Source organism: Microbulbifer echini (assembly GCF_041447225.1).
GTDB lineage: Bacteria > Pseudomonadota > Gammaproteobacteria > Pseudomonadales > Cellvibrionaceae > Microbulbifer > Microbulbifer echini.
Map to the genome: position 1 here is coordinate 127043 of NZ_JBGMEL010000004.1, position 16950 is coordinate 143992.

General features: G+C 47.2%; 13 protein-coding genes. 4 read left to right on the top strand and 9 right to left on the bottom strand.

Features of this window, described 5'->3' with window-relative positions; translation table 11 throughout:
- Positions 1–52 precede the first annotated feature (52 nt).
- On the top strand, positions 53–469 hold the full coding sequence (locus ACCI51_RS05650) for a VOC family protein (protein WP_371842905.1): 417 nt from the start codon (positions 53–55) through the stop codon (positions 467–469).
- 325 nt (positions 470–794) lie between these two features.
- Here the strand turns inward: ACCI51_RS05650 and ACCI51_RS05655 are convergent, their stop codons facing one another.
- Both ACCI51_RS05655 and ACCI51_RS05660 read right to left on the bottom strand, forming a co-directional pair.
- A complete protein-coding gene (locus ACCI51_RS05655; RefSeq protein ID WP_299581331.1) occupies positions 795–2330 on the bottom strand; it encodes a cryptochrome/photolyase family protein in 1536 nt (511 codons plus the stop codon).
- Between the two features lie 42 nt (positions 2331–2372).
- Positions 2373–3947, bottom strand: a complete 1575-nt coding sequence (locus ACCI51_RS05660; RefSeq protein ID WP_371842906.1) for an ATP-binding cassette domain-containing protein — start codon at positions 3945–3947, stop codon at positions 2373–2375.
- Positions 3948–4760: 813 nt separating this feature from the next.
- Here ACCI51_RS05660 and ACCI51_RS05665 point away from each other — a divergent pair.
- Positions 4761–4985 (top strand): hypothetical protein, encoded by a 225-nt coding sequence (locus ACCI51_RS05665; protein ID WP_371842907.1) that lies wholly within the window; start codon positions 4761–4763, stop codon positions 4983–4985.
- Between the two features lie 901 nt (positions 4986–5886).
- Here the strand turns inward: ACCI51_RS05665 and ACCI51_RS05670 are convergent.
- The 4 genes from ACCI51_RS05670 to ACCI51_RS05685 form a co-directional block, all read right to left on the bottom strand.
- A complete protein-coding gene (locus ACCI51_RS05670; RefSeq protein ID WP_371842908.1) occupies positions 5887–7080 on the bottom strand; it encodes a CaiB/BaiF CoA transferase family protein in 1194 nt (397 codons plus the stop codon).
- A 151-nt stretch (positions 7081–7231) separates the two neighbouring features.
- The gene (locus ACCI51_RS05675) at positions 7232–8380 is read right to left on the bottom strand and encodes an acyl-CoA dehydrogenase family protein (protein ID WP_299581343.1); all 1149 of its coding nucleotides are present in this window, start codon (positions 8378–8380) and stop codon (positions 7232–7234) included.
- Positions 8381–8570: 190 nt separating this feature from the next.
- On the bottom strand, positions 8571–10727 hold the full coding sequence (locus tag ACCI51_RS05680) for a 3-hydroxyacyl-CoA dehydrogenase NAD-binding domain-containing protein (RefSeq protein ID WP_371842909.1): 2157 nt from the start codon (positions 10725–10727) through the stop codon (positions 8571–8573).
- A gap of 10 nt (positions 10728–10737) precedes the next feature.
- A complete protein-coding gene (locus ACCI51_RS05685) occupies positions 10738–11946 on the bottom strand; it encodes an acetyl-CoA C-acetyltransferase (protein WP_371842910.1) in 1209 nt (402 codons plus the stop codon).
- A gap of 370 nt (positions 11947–12316) precedes the next feature.
- Here ACCI51_RS05685 and ACCI51_RS05690 point away from each other — a divergent pair, with 370 nt between their 5' ends.
- Positions 12317–13558, top strand: coding sequence for an OmpA family protein (locus ACCI51_RS05690; protein ID WP_371842911.1), 1242 nt, complete (start codon positions 12317–12319; stop codon positions 13556–13558).
- 109 nt (positions 13559–13667) lie between these two features.
- On the opposite strand, the gene ACCI51_RS05695 is transcribed toward ACCI51_RS05690, so the two are convergent.
- Positions 13668–14705: an AraC family transcriptional regulator gene (locus ACCI51_RS05695; protein WP_299581355.1), complete on the bottom strand. Its 1038-nt coding sequence runs from the start codon at positions 14703–14705 to the stop codon at positions 13668–13670.
- Between the two features lie 528 nt (positions 14706–15233).
- On the opposite strand from ACCI51_RS05695, the gene ACCI51_RS05700 reads away from it, so the two are divergent.
- Positions 15234–15548: a helix-turn-helix domain-containing protein gene (locus ACCI51_RS05700; RefSeq protein ID WP_299581358.1), complete on the top strand. Its 315-nt coding sequence runs from the start codon at positions 15234–15236 to the stop codon at positions 15546–15548.
- A 180-nt stretch (positions 15549–15728) separates the two neighbouring features.
- Here ACCI51_RS05700 and ACCI51_RS05705 read toward each other — a convergent pair whose 3' ends face one another.
- Together ACCI51_RS05705 and ACCI51_RS05710 are read right to left on the bottom strand one after the other, a co-directional pair.
- Positions 15729–16109: a DUF4168 domain-containing protein gene (locus ACCI51_RS05705; protein ID WP_299581360.1), complete on the bottom strand. Its 381-nt coding sequence runs from the start codon at positions 16107–16109 to the stop codon at positions 15729–15731.
- 209 nt (positions 16110–16318) lie between these two features.
- Positions 16319–16942 carry a transglycosylase SLT domain-containing protein gene (locus ACCI51_RS05710; protein WP_371842912.1) on the bottom strand — a complete coding sequence of 208 codons (624 nt, stop codon included), beginning with the start codon at positions 16940–16942 and terminating at the stop codon, positions 16319–16321.
- Positions 16943–16950: the final 8 nt, after the last annotated feature.

Genomic DNA, 16950 nt, shown 5'->3' on the forward strand with positions numbered 1-16950 from the left:
AGACTATCAATTTTTTGATTTCTCTCAGGAGCAGGCAAAGTCTGGAGGTTTTATGAAATCTAATTGTCTACACCTTGCCATCCCTGCTGGGGATTTGGCGACCACGAAAATTTTTTATTGCGATGTACTCGGCTGTAAAACCGGAAACGGTGAAGAAGGGCGCTGGGTTGATATCGATTTCTGGGGCAATGAACTGACTCTGCATCAAAGTGAAGAAAAGCTGCCAAATGTGCGCCACAAAGTGGATATGGGAGCGGTTGCGGTTCCTCATTTTGGCATTCACTTACCGGAAGATGAGTTCCAGGCACTCAAAGGTCGTATCGAAGAGGCTGGCCTGGAATACCTGGATAAGCCTTACCGTCGCTTTGTGGGTAGTGAGTATGAGCAGGAAACCTTCTTTATTGAAGATCCAAACGGTAATGTTTTGGAAATGAAGACAATGCTGAATCCAGAGTTGATGTTTAAATAAAGCTCACCGGGAATCAGATATTAATTTGCCGCCTTCCAAGTACTCTTTGTCGCCTGGAAGGTTAGGTTAAATAAAGTTTCGTAAATAGTTCTAAAATAGTTTTATTTACATTCCTATCCCCGGCACCTAGGGCGAGTGACTCTTAAAAACCACTTAATTTTTTAGCCTATGCTGAAAGATTTTTGGGGTTAATTTGATAGTCTTATCTTTAGAGTTCGTAAAAGGTAAAGATTGGCTATATCTTTAAAGCTCACAGTCAGGTTTTCTGGGCGGGGGTGAAGCAAGATTTTAAATGTTTTTAGTGTTTGAATTTAAAAAAGTAATGCTAATCAATCTGTAAAGACTTTATAAACCGATCGGCGTGATTTTGAATGTCTTTTTTTTCACTGAAGGTGAGTTTATTTAAGAGGCTTAGCATCATAGCCATCCTCGGATTTTTGTTGAAATGACTGCGCTTTTTTAGGAGAAAATTCCAGTAGAGGCTGTTAAAGGGACATGCATCATTGCCAATCCTTTCTTTTACATTATACCGGCATTCACTACAGTAATTACTCATTTTATTGATGTAAGCACCACTACTAATGTAAGGTTTAGTGGCAACTAGGCCGCCATCAGCATACTGGCTCATACCTCTCGTATTAGGCATTTCTACCCACTCTATGGCGTCTATATAGATTCCTAGGTACCAAGCTTCAACTTGGTCCGGATTAGTCTGGGTTAGCAGGGCGAAGTTGCCGGTAATCATCAGACGTTGGATATGGTGAGCATAGGCGTGCTGCAGGCTATTTTTGATGGTTTGGTGCAGGCAATTCATATCCGTATCTGCATCCCAGTAGAAAGCGGGAAGCGGTTTAGAGTTCTGTAATTTATTCTGCTTTCTATAATGTGGCATTTCTCTCCAATAGATACCACGCATATATTCACGCCAGCCGAGTATCTGACGAATAAACCCTTCAACCTGATTGATGTGAATAACCTCTTTATTACATTCCCATTGGCCAATGACCGCTTCTATAACTTCTAAGGGATTAAGCATCTTACTATTGAGGGAGAAACTTAAGCGGCTATGGAAAAGGTAAACTTCCTTTGGGTCCATGGCATCCTGATAGTCACCAAAATGTGGCAATAAATACTTACAAAAATGGTGAAGCATTTTTAAGCTATCTTTGCGGTTAATTGGCCATGGGAAGTGTTCCGGATCAATTTTCCCCAGAGTTTTTATGCCAGATTTAACAATACGATTGAATGTTGCAGATACTGATTTGCGGAATTGATATTGATGCGGAATTTTGATGTTTTTCTTCCATTTTTTCCGATTGGTTTGGTCGTAGTTCCACTTTCCTCCTTCTGGGGTTTCGTCACCAATTATCAAGATCTTGTGCTTCTTGCGCATATGACGGTAGAAGCTTTCCATTAAAAGACTTTTTTTGCCTTTGAAGAATTCTGTCAAGTCCTCTCTTTTGGTAAGAAAGTGTTCGGTATCATAGGTTTCAAAGTCTATTTTAAGCTTTGTGCATAATGTTTTTAGCTGATGATCCAGTCGATATTCGTCGGGTAATTGATATTCAAATTTCTCGAATCCGTAGTTTTCTATTAGATTTTTAATATTTTTTGATAGGTCTTGCTGGTTCTGTTTGTCTTGGAGCTGGTAGTATATAATTTGTTTCTTGCGAGATTTTAGCCATGCCGAAAATTCCCGCATGGCTTCAAAGAAGGCCGTTACTTTTTGAATATGGTGAACAACGTAATCTGTTTCTTGGCGCATCTCAGCGATGAAGTAATATATGCTCTGATCGTCATTACGATACCAGGAGTGCTTGTAGTTGAGTTGGTCTCCAAGAATCAGCCGAAGAGTTTTCACAGGTACGACCTCTCTTTGGTAGCCATATAGTTGGTCATTTTACTATTCAAGTTTATATTGGCCGTTGACGCCTATCGCTTCAATAAAAATAGGATCATGCGAAACCAATAGAAAAGTTCCGGGGAACCCTACAAGTGCCTTCTCAAGAAGTCTGCGGGAATCCAGGTCCAGGTAATTATCCGGTTCGTCCAGTAGTAGCAGATCTGTAGTGGGGTTGCCACGTGTGGCTGCAAGCAGTGCCACTTTTAACTGTTCTCCGCCACTTAAGTCTTTTAGAGGACGCAACGCCAAATCACCCCTTAGGCGCATAGTCGCTAACATTGTGCGCCAGTGTCCCTCACTACGGCCAGGATATAGGTGATTAAGGTTACTCAAAGCAGATAAACTCTTGTTGAGAAAGCTAAGGTCCTGATCCAGATAACAATAATTGCCATAATGCTGGCAAACTCCCTTTTTAGCCTTGAGTTGACCCGCGATAATCTTAAGAAGGGTTGATTTTCCACTTCCGTTGCTTCCTGTGACCTGCCAGCGATCTCCACTTTGAAGGGTCAGGGAAATTGGATCTTTATGGCTACCACGGGGAAGGCATATATTCTCCAGGTGCAGTCGTCTTCCCCCGCGTAAATCATCGGTTTTGATATCAAGTTTCTGTGGCTTTAATCTATAGGTTTCTTTCCTGGATCTAGCTTGTAATGCATCTTGCCTTATCTCCAAATTTAATTGACGTTGCTCAAGTCGACGCTTTACTTTCCCAAAACCTCGACCCGCACGATTCTTCTGTGCATCAAGTAAACTTTTACTTTGGGAGTTTCGCTTACTTTCACCTTGCCGCTGTCTTTCTGCGAATTTTTGTATAGAGAGTTGCTTTATCCTGTTTATCTGCCGAAGCTCTTTATGATTATCTTGGGCCTTTTGTAACAAAGCTGCCTGCTCAATATTGCGTCTGTGCTGATAAGAGCTATACCCACCGCCGTAAAGTCTAAGACCTTGTTGGTGTAGTTCGAATATCTGGTTTACATATTCCAATAGTTCTCGATCATGACTGGCTACCAAAGCTCCTCCTGGGTGTTGCATTAAGCTATTGCGTAACCATTCCCTGCCTTCCCGGTCAAGATGATTACTGGGCTCATCCAATAGAAGGTAGTGATTTTTTTTGGAGAATGCATGGGAGAGAAATAATCTCGTTCTTTGCCCGCCGTTAAGGTGTTCGATTGGGGTATCCAGCGGTGCTGTAATTTCTACTGATTCCAGCTGCCGCTGCCAGGTTAAGGGTATATGCCAGTAATCTGCAACGGCTGCGAAGTCTTCTTCAGTAGCAAGACCTTGTTCAATACGCGTAAATAATTTCCAAAGTTGTCCCTTCTCCAGGAAATCAACAATCTTGAAACTGGATAGGTTATAAAACTGCCGCACCAGATGGTTTGGTTTTTTCCATGTAAAATGACCGCTATCAATAGGGATTTGGGAAGAGAGTACCTTTAGAAGTGTGGATTTCCCCCCGCCATTGGGTGCCACTAGACCGGTTATGCCGGCAGGTAACTCTGAATTTATTTTTAGGAATAAAGGTGTACCTCCAAATGCCAATGAGAGATTCTCAAGAGTACAAATAGCCGTCATATGGCCCTCCGACGATCGGAATGGGTGGCGCAATATATTTATTGGGTTTTAGAATTGCCTGTTAAAATTACGCCACCTGCACAGGATAAAATAGTTCCGCAATAGAAAACGGGTTCATTTCCAGTGTTGTGCAGGGCTTAGTTCATTGGCGTAATAGGCTCTAGAATGGGATGTTGAAAAAGTACTTGGGCTTGTAAAGAGTTCTTGAAGATACATAGAATAGTAAACTATCTAGGAAGATGCAAGAAGCCTTCATTATGGTGTCCAGATCCAAGTATTTTGGGATGATGGCCCTTGGATAAACTGTCTATGGTCTAAGTGAAGACCTATTTAAAAACCTGTAGTACTAAATTTCTAATTACCTTTACTTACATATTTTGAATATATGGAATGAAATGGTGTAATTTAGGGGCTTACAGCATCTTAAGCTGATGCTGTATGTGGTCAGCCATAGATGTAAGCATGGAGTTTGATAGGGCAGGGTTATGCAATCATCTATTAATTACTGCGGAAGTATATTCAGTTAGCTCTTTTAATGTGTGTCGATGAGAATTTACCGATAACCAATAATATAAAGGGGGCTATAAAAACAGCCTAATAAATTTCTGTGCGATAAATAGTATTGCTTTTTCAAAAGCGCACTACCTTCATTATCTGATATAGATAATGATCCAAGAATCGAAGATGGCCTCAGGTAGAGTCGGAATTGGTAATGGGTGTCTAAATCTTGAATTCATCCTAAACTCTAAGGAATGTGTATGATCTAGGTTAATGTCCTTTAGGTTGTCTGATTAGTCATTGGTGAGGTGTTGTATGAATAGAATACCGTTGGCTTCGGTGCAAGATTTTGATGGTAAGACCCAAGAGCTTTTGAGTGGGCTTCCGCCGGTAAATATTGCTGTTATGCTTGCCAGAACTGGAATTGCCCCTGAAATATATTCCGTAGTTTCAGCACTGTTTAGTGATGATTACCTGCCTGATGACGATCGGGAAGTTATGCTTTATAGAGTTTGTAAAGACAACAACTCACAGTATTAAATTAATTTTCACAAAAAGACGGCATCGCTGCCACAGGAAATTGTAGATATAGTCCTCTCTGAGGATGTCAGCCCATTGGAAACTTGGTATCAGATACTTTGCAAAGCCTGTGATGAAATTACAAATGATGCAAAAATGACAGAGGATTCAGTGCGAGCCTTTGTGGAGCATTATGGATCTTATGATAGGGCTTGCCGGGCAATATTTCTTTTAAGCTGGTTCAATATGCTGACCAGATATTCCAATTCTACTGGTGTTCCATTTGAAAGTGACCAAGTCTTAGAGTCTATCGCCTCCCCGGTAAAAATGGGAAGACACTGATTTAATGGTTAGTTTTGGCTTGAAAAGGGGGGCAAGATCCGGATTTAGGGAAATCTATCAATTTTTATAGTCCGCAAATGATTTTTTATAAATCTGGACAATTACCTGGCCGTTAAAGCAAACGGGTTTGATATAAACGTGTAGCTGTAAATTTACTCAATTCGAATGTAATACTTTCAACCCTGTGGTCTTGCCCATTTTAATGATTCGAGCCTATTTACTACGAGTCGAACTATCCAGGAGTACTCGTAATCTGTTAAGCGAGATAAGCTCTGCTTAAAAAATTTATCGATCGCATCAACCTAGCCAAAACAACTGAAAATTTTTATCAAAATTGTTGATTGTATGGTAATACCCTTAATCCTCATCTGTAGTTCTCAATATTACATTGGTATTTTCAGATATTTGCTTCGCCAATTAATTTATGTTTGTTCTCTATAGTTTCCCGTTTCCCCCTTTAAAAAGCTATTTTGCGTTAGCCTATTGGCGGTAGGTAATAGCTTGTTAGATAGGCTAGGCTTCCTATGAAAGCAGGATCCGCTAAGGGGGCTGTCATTATACTCAATATGGAAATATTGCTTCAGGTAGCTATGTCTTGAGAAGAAATTTGCTCAATCTCGTCTGATTCGTATCCGAGAGCCTGTAAAATAGTCTGATTGTGTTCACCTAGGGGGCCTCCGGCTATATGTTGGTGGTTTTTTTTGCCATTAAAATTAAAGGGGGTATTTATTTGCCGGATGGTATTTCCGTGAGATGTAGTTGCTAAGCATAGCATTTTCCGATCTTGAATCAATTTGCTTTCGGCGGCCTCGCTGAATTTGAGTACGGGCTCCACACAGACATCACTACCGTCAAAAATATCTGTCCATTCTCTAAGATTACGTTTAACTATTGTGTCGGTGATGTCCTGTTTTAATTGTTCCTGTTGATCGGCTTCCAGTACACGACTAATCCATTCTGGATGACCTATTCCAGAAAAAAAAGCCTTGGCGAACTGTGGTTCCAGGCTGCCTACAGCCAGGTAGCGATTATCTGCTGTGCGATAGTAATCGTAAAAGCTGCCACCATTGAGCAGTTCCATTTCCAATTGTGGGTCACAACTGCCAGCCAGAGCATTAGCGCCACTTATGGCGTTCAGGGCGAAGGCGCAGTCAGTCATGCTGATATCGATATATACACCACAATTGGTTCGTGTGCGCTTATATACTGCGGCGAGAATTGCCATAACTGCGTGATGGGAGCCTCCGGCTATATCGGCTATTTGCATACCGCTGAGGCTGGGGCCAGTTTTATTTCGACCGGAGTAGCTGGCCAGGCCTGAACGAGCCAAGTAATTGATATCGTGGCCGGCCTGCTGCTTTAGGGGGCCGTTTTGCCCATAGCCGGTGATTGAGCAGTAGATAATATCTGGACGGATTGCTCGGAGTATTTCGTATCCGAGTCCTAATTTTTCCATTACGCCGGGACGGAATTGCTCGACAACAATATCGTATTTCTCTAGGAGGCGGCGAATTATTTCCTTTGCTTCAGGGGTTTTTAGGTCCAGCGCCAGGGATTTTTTATTGCGATTAATTGTGGCGTGTGCAGCGGATACTGGATTTTCAGTATCCAGTATCGGGGGTAGGCCGCGCAACATGTCAGGGCGTGTTGGGGATTCAATTCGCAGAATCTCTGCGCCCATATCGGCCAATAACATAGTTGCGTAAGGACCTGGTAGAAGGGTTGTAAAGTCCAAGATGTTAAGCCCCTGAAGAGGGGTTTTATTGTCGTCCATAAATTATTTGTCTGTATTGATTAGAGTGCTATGGCGCAATAGAACTGCCCTAATAAAGTTCCACACCCAAAATATGCGAAAATAAATTGTGGTGTATTGCGCAGTCGGAAGTTACCGGCAAGCAGACTACTTGCCGGTAATCAGTCAGGAGTTAGATTTCTCGCAAGATTTCGCGGGAAATAATAAGTTTCATAATTTCATTGGTACCCGCATAGATACGCTGGACTCTGGCATCAGCCCAAGAGCGGGCAATGGGGTACTCCCACATATATCCAAAGCCACCGTGTAGCTGTACACACTCATCTAACAATTTGCACTGAAAGTCAGTGGTGAGCAATTTGGCTTTAGCAGCAGTGGCAATATCCAATTTTTTTTCGTAGTGCAGTTCCAGGCAGCGATCTACAAAGACTCTAAGAGCGGTGAGTTCACTATCCATTTCTGCTAACTTGAATTGAGTGTTTTGAAAAGCGGCAATTGGCTTGCCAAACGCCTTGCGTTCACGTACGTAGTCAATTGTCCACTGTAAAGCCGCTTCGGAATTGGATACAGCAAATATTGAAACGCTCAGTCTTTCTTGAGGTAATTCCTGCATTAAATAAATAAAGCCCTGCCCCTCTGCACCCAAGAGGTTTTCTACCGGTACTTCGACATCATCAAAGAAAAGCTCCGAAGTATCCTGGGCTTTCATCCCAATTTTTTCTAGATTACTTCCTTTTTGAAACCCTGCAGATTGGGCATCGACCAATAGCAGGCTAACACCAGAAGCCCCTTCGGAGGGGTCCGTTTTTGCAACGACAATAACGAGGTCGGCGTGTTGTCCATTGGTGATAAAGGTTTTAGAGCCATTAAGTAGATAATGATCGCCCTTTTTGATTGCGGTTGTCTTTACGCCTTGTAAGTCGGAGCCGGCACCGGGTTCCGTCATAGCAATGGCCGTGACAATTTCGCCGCTGATACACTTAGGAAGGTATTTCTTTTTTTGTTCTTCTGTGCCGTAGTTAATAATATAAGGTACAGCAATATTGGAATGTAGGCCCCAGCCAATGCCCGAAAGCCCTGCTCGGGCGATTTCTTCATCGATAATAGAATTGTAGCCGTAGTCGAGCTCCAGGCCGCCGTAAGCTTCCGATATCTGAGGGCATAAAAAGCCCATTTCTCCAGCTTTATTCCACAGGGCACGATCTACCTGTCCATCTTTCTCCCATTGACCGTGGAAGGGGATGGCCTCTTTCTCGAGAAATTTCCGTACGGTATCGCGAAATTGTTCGTGATCCTCGTTGTAAACAGTCCTCGGTATCATCCTTTACTCCATCATTATTTTTTATTATCTGGAATTGTAGACCTGCACGTAACACCTAGGGGTTTGGAGCTGCTATGCAATTTCAAACCCGCTGTAACTGGGCTATTGCGGTGTGTGTTGTCTAACTTTGACAATCCGGTCATTTGCCACAGTGATCAGCGGTTCTTGGTGTTTTATGTCGCTTGGTACATTATTTGATATCGTTCAAGTCCTGTTTGGATTCGGCAAGTGTCATCAAAATTTCTGGCGGTGAAAATCTTTCGCCATAGGCTTCAGTGAGCCTTTGCGCACGCTGTATAAAGGCTTCAATACCATATTGGTTAATGTACTGCAGCGCCCCACCAGTCCAGGGGGGGAAGCCAATACCAAAAATAGAACCTATATTGGCTTCCCGTACACTGCGCAATACCTTTTCTTCGTAGCAACGCAATGTCTCGATCGCCATAATAAACAGCAGTCTTTCTTGGATATCCTCGACTGGGGGTTGCTTGGCCGGTGGAAACTCCTGTTGTAGTCCCTGCCACAGATGTTTTTTCCCCTCTTCGGGATATGAATAAAAACCTCCACCGGCGGCCTTGCCGGAACGGCCGAGCTCCAGCATATGATCAATAACGGCCTCCGCTGAGTGCGTGGGGATGCTTTTACCCTCTTTTTGTAGGTCTTTTATTGTCTGTTGGCGAATTCTTCCCATCAAGGTAAGTGATACTTCGTCGCTTACAGCCAGTGGCCCTACCGGGAACCCAACCAGGGATGCAGCATTTTCAATAGTTGCTGGATTAATCCCTTCACTTAGCATGCCTATTCCTTCATTGGTATAGCAGCCAAATACTCTTGAGGTGAAGAAACCGCGACTGTCGTTGACAACAATGGGAGTTTTACCGATTTGCAAAACAAAGGCGAAGGCTTGTGCCAGCGTTTCATCGCTGGTTGCTTCACCGCAGATAATTTCAACCAGTGGCATTTTGTCTGCCGGGGAGAAAAAATGCATGCCGATATAATTATTTGGTCGCTCGGAAGCTTCGGCCAGGCCGGTGATCGGTAGGGTCGAAGTATTGGATGCAAAGATCGCGCTGCTATTTAGCTGAGTTTCAGCTTCGCGAGTTACTTGGGCCTTTAGCCCCCGGTCCTCAAATACAGCTTCAATGACCAGTTCGCACCCGCTTAGGTCACTAGCATTGTCAGTAGGGAATATGCGGGACAAAATGGCCTGCATGCGTGCTTCGTCAGTGCGACCGCGGGCCAAGCGCTTTTGCAGGGCGTTTTCGGCATAGCCTTTGCCATTCTGTGCCGCTTCTTTGGAAATATCCTTCAGGACCACCTCAATACCTTTACTGGCACAGGCATAGGCAATTGCCGAGCCCATCATTCCAGCTCCGAGGATGCCGATTTTTCGAATGGGAGTTGTTTCCGATTGGCGCGCGGATTGGGGTAGAGAGGCTCCATCTTTTAATTCGTTGAGGGCAAACCAGAAGGTACCAATCATATTTTTTGCTACTTGACCGCAAGCAAGGTCGACAAAATAACGGGACTCAATACGAGTCGCGGTATCAAAATCTACTTGGGAACCCTCGACCACGGTCGCCAAAATTGCCTCGGGGGCGGGTAGGCAACCGCGAGTTTTTTTCTCTAGCATGGCCGGTGCGACCATCAAAAGCTGGGCATTTTTCGGGTTTTTGGCATCCCCGCCGGGTATACGGTAGCCGGGTTTATCCCAGGGTTGCTGTAGTGACTCGTGGCTGTTTTCTTGGATAAAGGTGCGGGCCTTATTCAATAGGTCCTCTGTATCGGTGGCTGTCTGTTGAATTAGGCCACTTTCTTGGGCTTGCTTAGCGCGCACCTGCTTGCCCTCCAAGAGGAAAGGCAGCGCATTTTGAATGCCCAGCAGGCGGGGCATCCGTATACAGCCGCCGCCTCCGGGCAACAGGCCGAGGGTGACTTCCGGTAATCCAATTTTTACTGAGTGATCTTCTAAGGCAATGCGGTGGTGACAGCTAAGGGCAATTTCCCAACCGCCGCCGAGTGCGGCGCCATTGATCGCTGCCACGACGGGTTTGCCCTGGGTTTCCAGCCAACGCAAGTTAGCTTTGAGTGCCTCACAGGAAGCAAAAAATGCTTTGGCTTCAGTCTTTTTGGCGGCGTAGAGGGATTTGAGATCACCACCAGCAAAGAAAGTTTTTTTGGCCGAACGCACGATGATGCCGGAGAAATCTTTTTGCTTCAGTTGCTCAATTGCGGACTGGAGGGAGTCGCTGAAATCCCGGTCCATTACATTCGCCGAGGCATTGGGATTGTCCATAATCAGATGGACGATGTTGTCACTGTCTGTTTCCAGGCGGATAGATTTCATGTTTGCTCCCCTACACCCTTTCGATAATGGTTGCCACGCCCATGCCGCCACCCACACACAGGGTCACCAGGCCGTAACGTAATTGTCGTTGTTCCAATTCATCGAGTACCGTCCCGATGAGCATGGCACCCGTAGCCCCGAGAGGGTGACCCATAGCAATGGCGCCACCGTTCACATTGATTTTTTGCGGATCGATATCCAGTTCATGCTGGAAGCGCAGTACCACCGCGGCGAAGGCCTCATTGACTTCGTACAGGTCGATATCCTGGGCGCTCAGACCAGCCGCCTTGAGGGCTTTTTGTGCGGAGGGGGCAGGGCCTGTCAGCATGATGGTGGGATCGGTCCCGACTACGGCAGCGGAGATGATTCGTGCACGTGGTGTCAGGCCTAGGTCCCGCCCGGCCTGTTCATTGCCAACAAGAATGGCAGCAGCACCGTCGACTATGCCTGAGGAGTTACCGGCGGTGTGCACATGGTCGATGGATTCCACCTGGGGATAACGGGAAATTGCCACGCTATCAAAACAGAGGTCGCCCATTGCGGCAAAAGAGGGGTTGAGGTTGGCCAGCCCATCCATGGAGGTATCCGGGCGCACCAGTTGATCGTGGTCGAGCAGCATCAGACCGTTCTGATCCCGCACCGGGATAATGGATTTGGCGAAAGCCTTTCTCTGCCATGCCGCTGCTGCCTTGCGTTGGGAGTGCAGGGCGAAGTTATCCACATCTTCTCGTGAGAAGCTTCCCAGGGTGGCGATTAGGTCTGCCCCGATACCCTGGGGAGCAAAACCGGTTTCGATGGCCGTTTGCGGGTCCATAGCCCAGGCACCGCCGTCACTACCCATAGGAACACGCGACATGGATTCCACACCACCGGCCACGACCAGTTGTTCCCACCCGGAACGAACCTTGGCGGCGGCTAAATTCACGGCCTCGGCGCCAGAGGCACAAAAACGGTTGAGAGTGACGCCACCGATATCCCAATCCCAGCCGGCACTAAGAGCGGCCACTTTGGCGATATCGGCGCCCTGCTCACCGATGGGGGTCACACATCCCATCACGACATCATCGACCTGAGCGGTATCCAACTGGCTGCGTTGCTGTAGTTCGCGCAATAGGCCGGAGAGTAGGGTGATAGGTTTGACTTCATGCAGCGCGCCGCTGGGTTTTCCTTTGCCGCGGGGCGTGCGGATTGCATCGTAGATATAGGCTTCTTTGGGCACGGTTATGGCCTCTTTATTATTGCTTGTGGGTACAACCATAGTTGTGTGAGGCGTTGGCGCAATGATGAAAGACGCCAGGGACGGTGACGCGGGTGTCAGCAGCAATTAATAACTCGGTTAAGTTTTTAACTTTATTTATTTCAAATCAAACTAACTCGATGATTGGACTGCCGTACACTCAAATAAGGCGCTTTATTTTTTATTTTCGGCCAAGAAAAAGGGCTGATTGGTGCGTATTAAGATCGCAATAGCCTTTTTGGTCCAGGTTTGAAACAGGCTAAAGCCCTCAATGAAAACTTTTTACCTGTGTTGAGTTTTCACTGGCGTTACCTTGGGGCGGCTTGCGTTTAATAAGCAGTGAGGGTTGACTATGGCGGAGAATCTACTGGAACTGGCGGCGAGTCAGCTGGGTGCCTCGGGTATTGGTACCCTGGCTTCGGAACTCGACCTTCCGGCAGACAAAGGTCAATCAGCACTGGATACGGGTGTCGCATTTGTCCTGGCGGGCATGTTGAACAAGGCCAGTAGTAAGACTGGTATGGCTTACTTGTTTAATTTAATCACTGGAAGTGAAGCGGCGGACCTCACAGATATTACAAATAAGTTTTCGAATAGGGAAAAACTTGCATCTACACTGCCGGTTGGCACTGAGATGCTGCAAAAGGTGTTTGGTACACGGGTGGAGGAGGTCACAAAAGTCGCCACCACAGAGGTGCCCGGTAATGGAGGCGGGAGACTCCTAAAACTAGTACTTCCCCTAGTCGCAGCGCTGTTAGGCGCACAGGTAAAATCGCAGAAAATGGATGTTTCCGATCTGGCCTCATTTTTAATTGGCCAGCGAGAGTTTTTGCGCAATAAAATTCCCGATGCGCTTTTGGATGCCCTGGATGTACAGGGCTTCGATGAATTGGGAGCCTCTCTGGTCACCCATGGCCACGCCAAGCCTCAAGAGCCGCGGGAGCAGGCGCTACATGGAAGTGGAGAAAAAAAGAAACCCGTCAGTTTCAGCAGCTGGTTTTTTCCGCTGTTATTGGTGTTGGTAGCCCTCTACGCCTTAAATATGTGTATGGATAAGGGCAGGCAGGAGAGGCCTGCAGATCAGCCCCTCGAAACCCCTCAGGAGCAGGCTTTTATGGAATCGCCTTCGCAACCGGGGGACGATACTACTCTCACGGATCGTAATGCCCAGGCGCAGCTGGGGCCGGATAAGTTCACCAGTAACCTCAGCGACTATCTGAAGAGTTTCGATCGTGATCCCAACCAGGAATTTCCCCTGGAGGTGAAGTTTGAGGCGCGCACTGCAAAAATCCTAAATCCCAATGCGGCTGATATCCGTGCACTGGCCAAAATAATGCAGGAAAACCCCAAGCTCACCGTCGCAATTGAGGGGCATGTGCAGGGCGAGGGTAATGAAATCCGGGAGCAGGAAATTTCCCAGGAGCGAGCAGACGTAGTACGGGAAATACTATTACAAAAAGGGATTGCGGCCAATCGTATTACAGCCACTGGAATGGGATCGGCGAAGCCGCTCGCAGGAGATGAACCTGGGCAAAATACGCAGAAAAAAGCTCAGAATGAGCGAATTAGTGTACGGGTGGTAACTACTCAGTAGGTCAATCTTTTCATTCCCGAGGAAATCAAAAAAGCCCTGCTTTTTGGCAGGGCTTTTTAATGAGGAAAAGAGTTTTTCGGATTCATTAATCGGCAAAAAACAGGGCTATTTAGCAGCTGCGAAATTTTTCTCGGTAGGCACCGGGGGCGAGGCCGGTCCACTTCTTAAAGGCGCGATTGAAGGCACTAGGCTCAGAAAAGCCGAGTCGTTCGGCAATTTCCGCTACTGCGGTTTCCTGTTGCTTTAGCTGGAAAACCGCCATATCGCGGCGCACTGAATCCTTGATATCCTGCCAACTGTTTCCTTCATCTTTAAGGCGCCTGCGCAGTGTTTGTGGCGAGGTGTAAAGGCGAGCGGCCACATCGTCGAGGGAGAGATTTTCTATGCTGTTTTGCTGCTGCAGCATACGGCGGATGCGGCCGGTAAAACTATGATCGGATTTGTACTGGGTGAGCAGACACTCTGGCGCTCTGGAAAGGAAGTCCGCCAGCTGCTGCTCGTCTCGCACTAAAGGCATTTGTAGATAGCGGGTATTAAACACTAAACAGGTTTCGGCCTGATTGAAGTAGTGCCGACAGGGGAACATATCGCTGTAATCTTCGTTGTAATCTGGCGGTGGGAAGGCCAGTAAAACACGCTCGAGCAGGATGGTACGATCGATCAGCCAGCTGAAAAAACGCAACCAGATAACCGCGATAGACTCCACAAAGATCTGGTTGGGCAGTTGTTTATCGTTGCTATGGTGGATAATCAGTCTGGCTTCCTCGCCGTCTTCCACCAGCTTGATGTGCAGGTCGTCACTGACCATGCTGATAAAGCGCGCGGAGCGGAGCAGGGCGCGGCGCAGGTTTGGGCAGCTGATGCAGGCATGGCCCATCATTGCGAAGGTGCCGGGCAGCCAGGGACGAGCCAGGAAGCCTCCGGACTCATCATTCAGTAAATCCCACTCCAGACGCAGCAGGCTAGCCATCTGCTCGCGCCCGACTCGGCTGTCGGAGTCTTCAAGCTGGGCGGGATCTATCCCGCTATCCCTAAGCAGCTGTTGGCAGTCCAGCCCTGCTGCCTGGGCGCCCACCAGTTGGGCGCGCACTACCGCGGCGAGGATACCTGGGTCCGCTTCGCGGAGTTTGGGAGTCTCGCTTTCCACTGTCTCAGCCCTCAACATGATTGTGTTTGCTGTATGTAATTATTAAATCTGAGCAGGGATTATGCGCAAAGCTAGCGTGAAAGTCAGGTTTATCCCCGGTAGATGTAAGAAAGAGTGGATTGCGACAGGCTACAAGGACAATTACAGGGGGTTGGAGCTGAACGACTTCGTGTTATTTCTCAGAAATTCGCCGCCCTTAGCCTTATAAACCAGCCTGCTAGTGAATTTATATGATTTAAGAGGGGCACAGGCTCAGTGAAACACCTCCGCTTGTTCTATCGGCACCAGCTTTATACGGGCGAAAAGCTATTGAAATGGGGTTATTGATTTATTGCCAGTATATTTATACGCCTAGCTAACTATGTTTTTCTCAGGTCGCAGGGGGTATAAATGGATTTAAAAGCCATACAGTGGCCTTAAGAGTGAACGCTTATTTATGGGTTCAGAGTCCAGGGGTACCCACCTATTTGGACTGAATGGTCACTTACGCTAAGAATAAATCAGAATCTGCAATAAAGGAGTGGCCTGATGCCATCAACGCCCGTCGAAAGCCCATTGAATCCGACAATCTGCCGACGCATGTTGATTGCTTATTTGATTGAGCAGATTCCCCGCCCCAATAACCCTGCACTTGAGGAAGCGACCGGCTGGCCACGACGTACTGTTCAGGACATCATCGCCAAAGGGTTACCTGGTCACGGCACTCAGGTGGAATTTGTCCAGGAGGGTGTGCGCCACAATGACGGCTATTACCTACTGCGGGATTGGGGCTCTTTTGATCGCAGCTGGGTAAAAAAGAATTTGCCCACAATATGTCAGGTGCTGGGGATCACACTGAGTTAGACGGCCCATTATTCACAGAAAAGCTATATGAATAACCCCTTTCAAGAGCTTTTCGCCCGTATAAAGCTGGTGCCGATAGAACAAACTGAGGTATTTCAACGCAGGCAGCGGCACATCTCTGTGCCGCATTCACCCGGTAAACAGGCCGACTAAGAATTTAGTGAGGTCGCCCTGTCAGGATTATTGCGGTTTTGGACTGTGGCTTTGCTGCAGTATTTTATTGACCTTTTCCAGCAGAGCGGGGTTTGATTTAATACTGCTGGCGATTTCCTGGTATTTACTTTTTGACAATCCAGCCTTTTCAATAGCTGCGACCATTTTGCCTTGTGCCTCCTTATTTAGGGCCTCAGCCTCCTTGATATCGGCGGCCGCTTTAAGCTTGGGTGCATATTCTCGGCTCAACATAACAATTGAGCGGTAGGCATTGGCAAACTGCTTGAGCTGGGGCTCACTGATGGATATTTTGGGGGCCTCTGCCTGTGGGGATGGAGACTGCGCGACAGCAAAGGGCACAGTGAGTAATAGGGCGAAGAGGGCGAGATACTTCAAAGGGGATTTCATTGGGCACTCCTGAAAGTTGGGGGCGCTTTTGCTTCTCTAGGGAACGCCCAGCCACACTGCAGTGCCGGGGCGTTGGTACGGTATCCATTGGCCGCTGACAGCTCTGGTGCGATCAACGCTGAGACATTAGTTTCAGGGTAGCCAGTTTCAGAGAGATCGTGGCGCGATTCCCCGCCACTGCGACAATTTTTATCCGCAGTGGCCAGCGGTTAAAAAAGACCGAGGAACTTCCTGCGTTTTGGCAGCGAATGTTCACAGCTGTTCAGCTGTTGCTGGTAGCGCTGTGCCCGCGTTGAGACTTTGTGAGAAACCCTTTTAAGCCAAGCCTTGTTTTTAAAACTACGCCGGTTAAAACCGCCGTGCCCCTCGTGGTAGGCCAAATAGAGGTGGTAGCTATCATTGGAGCGAATTTGGCACCGGCGCGCGCTGGTGTTGTTGTACCAGCCAACAAAATCGATAGCGTCGCTAAAATCATCTCGATCCGCGCCGTAGTTGAAGCTGGAACGTTGATATCCGCGCCAAGTGCTGCGCAGCGCCTGGGCGTAGCCGTAGGCATCCGAAGGGCGTGGACCTGGGATAAAACCGAGTATTTTGGTTCGAGGTGGGCGCGCATCGTGCACAAAACGTGATTCCTGGTGCAGGATTGCCATCATAGTGGCTATGGGTGACCCCCACCTGTCCTCCGAGGCTTTGGCCTGCCTATACCAGCTCTTCTTCTCACGGAAAATAGAACAGATATTGTCGAGATTACTGGGCGGGCTGGTGGCACAGCCCGCACTGAGGGTGATGGCACCAAGCAGTGCCAGCAACAATTTTTTATTATTTTTTCCCATAATATCTC

Bases quoted from the DNA above. Each gene is read 5' to 3' on its own strand.
- ACCI51_RS05705 (WP_299581360.1), bottom strand. From the start codon at position 16,109: ATGAAATCCCCTTTGAAGTATCTCGCCCTCTTCGCCCTATTACTCACT.
- ACCI51_RS05650 (WP_371842905.1), top strand. From the start codon at position 53: ATGAAATCTAATTGTCTACACCTTGCCATCCCTGCTGGGGATTTGGCG.
- ACCI51_RS05690 (WP_371842911.1), top strand. From the start codon at position 12,317: ATGGCGGAGAATCTACTGGAACTGGCGGCGAGTCAGCTGGGTGCCTCG.
- ACCI51_RS05700 (WP_299581358.1), top strand. From the start codon at position 15,234: ATGCCATCAACGCCCGTCGAAAGCCCATTGAATCCGACAATCTGCCGA.
- ACCI51_RS05665 (WP_371842907.1), top strand. From the start codon at position 4,761: ATGAATAGAATACCGTTGGCTTCGGTGCAAGATTTTGATGGTAAGACC.
- ACCI51_RS05670 (WP_371842908.1), bottom strand. From the start codon at position 7,080: ATGGACGACAATAAAACCCCTCTTCAGGGGCTTAACATCTTGGACTTT.
- ACCI51_RS05675 (WP_299581343.1), bottom strand. From the start codon at position 8,380: ATGATACCGAGGACTGTTTACAACGAGGATCACGAACAATTTCGCGAT.
- ACCI51_RS05660 (WP_371842906.1), bottom strand. From the start codon at position 3,947: ATGACGGCTATTTGTACTCTTGAGAATCTCTCATTGGCATTTGGAGGT.
- ACCI51_RS05710 (WP_371842912.1), bottom strand. From the start codon at position 16,942: ATGGGAAAAAATAATAAAAAATTGTTGCTGGCACTGCTTGGTGCCATC.
- ACCI51_RS05680 (WP_371842909.1), bottom strand. From the start codon at position 10,727: ATGAAATCTATCCGCCTGGAAACAGACAGTGACAACATCGTCCATCTG.